This window comes from Pseudomonas sp. 2VD (assembly GCF_005503585.1).
In the GTDB taxonomy this organism is placed as follows: Bacteria; Pseudomonadota; Gammaproteobacteria; order Pseudomonadales; family Pseudomonadaceae; genus Pseudomonas; species Pseudomonas aeruginosa.
In genome coordinates this window covers 1-3062 of the sequence record NZ_SCND01000524.1, presented here as the reverse complement: position 1 = coordinate 3062, position 3062 = coordinate 1, and the positions used below count along the sequence as shown (strand labels likewise).

4 protein-coding genes and 1 pseudogene are annotated in these 3062 nt (G+C 66.1%); 2 read left to right on the top strand and 3 right to left on the bottom strand.

Translation table 11 applies throughout. The features are described from left to right. A partial coding sequence (locus FFS27_RS31040; RefSeq protein WP_256659809.1) for a THUMP domain-containing protein occupies positions 1–603 on the bottom strand: 603 nt, incomplete at its 3' end. Between the two features lie 460 nt (positions 604–1063). Here FFS27_RS31040 and rmf point away from each other — a divergent pair. Continuing rightward, on the top strand, positions 1064–1276 hold the full coding sequence (gene rmf / locus FFS27_RS31030; protein ID WP_003103238.1) for a ribosome modulation factor: 213 nt from the start codon (positions 1064–1066) through the stop codon (positions 1274–1276). 87 nt (positions 1277–1363) lie between these two features. Here rmf and FFS27_RS31025 read toward each other — a convergent pair whose 3' ends face one another. Further along, the gene (locus FFS27_RS31025) at positions 1364–2392 is read right to left on the bottom strand and encodes a quinone-dependent dihydroorotate dehydrogenase (RefSeq protein ID WP_003091275.1); all 1029 of its coding nucleotides are present in this window, start codon (positions 2390–2392) and stop codon (positions 1364–1366) included. A gap of 56 nt (positions 2393–2448) precedes the next feature. Continuing rightward, a complete protein-coding gene (locus FFS27_RS31020) occupies positions 2449–2670 on the bottom strand; it encodes a DUF2835 domain-containing protein (RefSeq protein WP_003103227.1) in 222 nt (73 codons plus the stop codon). A gap of 152 nt (positions 2671–2822) precedes the next feature. Here FFS27_RS31020 and FFS27_RS31015 point away from each other — a divergent pair. Continuing rightward, positions 2823–3062, top strand: a pseudogene (locus FFS27_RS31015) (DUF6685 family protein); the annotation flags it as partial.

The window sequence follows — 3062 nt, the reverse complement described above, 5'->3', positions numbered from 1 at the left end:
GGCCAGGGCACCGCCCTCGGCGGCGATCTTCGGCCAGCCGGCACGGATCAACACCGCCGCCGCCAGGTTCTCCTTCAGCGGCGCGGCGCCCTGCTGCAGACGATAGCCGCGCTGGTGCAGGCTATGCCCGGAGAGGTCCAGGGAAAGGGTCGCCTGGCCGCGGTCGAGGTGCAGGTGGACGCGCACGTCCGGATTGACCTTGTCCACCGACGGACGTCGGCCGGAGCGCTCGCGCAGGTTGTCGACGATCGCATCCTTGACCTTCAGCGCCCCGAAATGGGTGTTGTCAATGCCCGAGCCCTTGCCGCTGAACTCCACCGCCAGCGTGCCGCCGGCGTCCAGGTGGTCTTCCCAGTTCACCGCGTGGACCGCCATGTACATGGACTCGGCGTTCTCCACCGGGAATCGCGCCAACACCAGCAAGACCCGGTTGGCCAGGCGCGACCACAGGCAGAGGCGATAGGCCACCTCCAGGCTGCCCTGCCCGCGCACCGCCGACACCTGGGCGCGCGCCTCGTCCAGGCCGAGCCCCTGCGCCTCTTCGAGGAGCAGGCTTTCCAGGCCTTTCGGGCAGGTCAGAAACAATTCGTAAACATCAGCCATATCGCCTTCCCGGGCCGTAGCCCTTGTCAGTGGAAGCACCCTCATGGGCACTTCTTTGGCACCAGGTGCCGTGGTTCGATTGCCGGAACGCTCCCGGCGTTGCTCGCTGCGACCCCGAGTCGCAGTCTGGGCGACCCTTCGTCGGAATGCGAGGAAATCTCAATTGGTGGGGGTGCAAATCGTTATAAGGCGCAACCCCGCGACCCTGCGGCGTTAGCGCCGGAAACCAGGCGTCATGAGCCTGCAACATATGGCCCTATCGACGAAAGCGTTAAGTCTTTATGACAAATCGGTCATTCACACGCCTGAACGCTTTGGTTAGAACTCCAGTTAATCCGCCACCGCAACGGTGTCGGGCGAGGGTCGTCACGCCGGCAACGACCCCTTTCGGCGAAAGCTTCGCCAGGCCTCCCCTGGGGGCCAACGGGACATAACAGTCAACAAGTGAGGGCAACACCCTATGAGAAGACTTAAGCGTGATCCGTTGGAAAGAGCCTTCTTGCGTGGTTATCAGAACGGCATAACCGGTAAATCTCGTGATCTTTGTCCGTTCACCCATCCTACGACGCGGCAGTCCTGGCTCAACGGCTGGCGCGAGGGCCGTGGCGACAACTGGGACGGCCTCACTGGCACGGCCGGCTTACAACGTCTCAATCAACTCCAGCACGTGTAAGCGACAACACGGATAGCACCGATTTCCCCAAGGCACGCCCCATCCGGGCGGCGGGCGCAAGCCCAAGGGCTCCGCAAGGAGCCCTTTTCAATTCCGCCGCGGCAATGCGGCGATGGCGTCCACCGCTTCGCGGATCAACGCCGGTCCCTTGTAGATGAAACCCGAATAGATCTGCACCAGGCTCGCCCCGGCGGCGATCTTCTCCGCCGCGTGCGCGCCCTCGGTGATACCGCCGGCGGCGATGATCGGCAGCCGTCCGCCCAGTTCGCCGGCCAGCACCTTCACCGTGTGCGTGCTCTTCTCCCGCACCGGCGCGCCGGACAGGCCACCCGCCTCGTCGCCATGCGGCAGGCCTTCCACGCCTTCGCGGCCGAGAGTGGTATTGGTCGCGATCACCGCGTCCATCCCCGCCTCGACCAGCGCCGCGGCGACCAGCGCGGTCTCTTCGTCGGTCATGTCCGGGGCGATCTTGATCGCCAGCGGTACCCGCCGGCCATGCCGCAGCGCCAGCGCTTCCTGGCGCTGGCGCAGTGCCTCCAGCAGTTGCTTGAGCGAATCGCCGAACTGCAGGCTGCGCAGGCCGGGCGTGTTCGGCGAGCTGACGTTGACGGTGACGTAGCTGGCGTCGGCGTAGACCTTGTCCAGGCAGATCAGGTAGTCGTCGACCGCGCGCTCCACCGGGGTATCGAAGTTCTTGCCGATGTTGATCCCCAGTACGCCGCGATACTTCGCCGCGCGCACCCGTGCCAGCAGGTGGTCGACGCCGTGGTTGTTGAAGCCCATGCGATTGATGATCGCGTTGGCTTGCGGCAGGCGGAACAGGCGCGGCTTGGGATTGCCCGGCTGCGGTCGCGGAGTGACGGTGCCGATCTCGATGAAGCCGAAACCGAGCTGGCCGAACCCGTCGATGGCGTCGCCGTTCTTGTCCAGGCCCGCGGCCAGCCCCACCGGATTGGGAAATTCCAGGCCCAGCACAGAGACCGGCAGGCTGGCCGGCTTGGGCGTCAGCAGGCGGTTCAGGCCCAGGCGACCGCCGGCCCCGATCAGGTCGATGGACAGTTCGTGGGAGGTTTCCGGGGACAGTTTGAACAGCAGCTGGCGGGCCAGGGTGTACATGGTCGGGTATCGGTCGGCAGAATGAAGGGTGCCGATTATAGCCGTCGAGCACCCGCTCAGGCGAGGCGTTGCAGCGCCAGCAGGCGGCCATCCTCGCTGAAATCGAGGCGGAACGTGCCATGCACGCCATCGTGACCGATGAACGGACGCAGGTGATGGGCCGGCAGGTTCACCCGGCGACCGTCGCGGCTGCGCAGCAGGACCCGATTGGCCCTGCCGCCGTAGATGGCCTGCAGGCGTTCGCCGGACAGGGCGATATCCATGATGAGACTGGGCATGGAGCCCCCCGCTTGAATGAACCACGACAGCTTGCCACAAACCACGCGGTTGAATGTCACGCCCGAACCTGTGCTTCAATGGACGGACCGTCGCCGTCCCCTCCCGCCCCTTTCCGCGTCGGTCGCCGAGCCCGAGGAGCCCTCCGTCGATCATGAGTTCCAACTCGCGTAGCAACAGCACCTTCACCGGTCGCCTTTCCGCACTCGCCAACCGCCTGCGCCTGGGTGCCGCGCGAAGCGATGGCCGGGAGCTGCGCGAACGGGCGGCCGCCCTCGAGCTGCCGTTCCAGCCATTGCGACGGCCGGAGCCGAGCGTCTGGTGGCAGGCCGGACCGCCCCTGCACACCCTGGTCGATCTGCCGCGCGGCGCGCTGTCCGGCCCGGTCCAGGAA

Excerpts from the sequence above, each read along its gene's own strand:
- rmf (WP_003103238.1), top strand. The coding sequence starts at position 1,064 with ATGAGAAGACTTAAGCGTGATCCGTTGGAAAGAGCCTTCTTGCGTGGT.
- FFS27_RS31020 (WP_003103227.1), bottom strand. The coding sequence starts at position 2,670 with ATGCCCAGTCTCATCATGGATATCGCCCTGTCCGGCGAACGCCTGCAG.
- FFS27_RS31025 (WP_003091275.1), bottom strand. The coding sequence starts at position 2,392 with ATGTACACCCTGGCCCGCCAGCTGCTGTTCAAACTGTCCCCGGAAACC.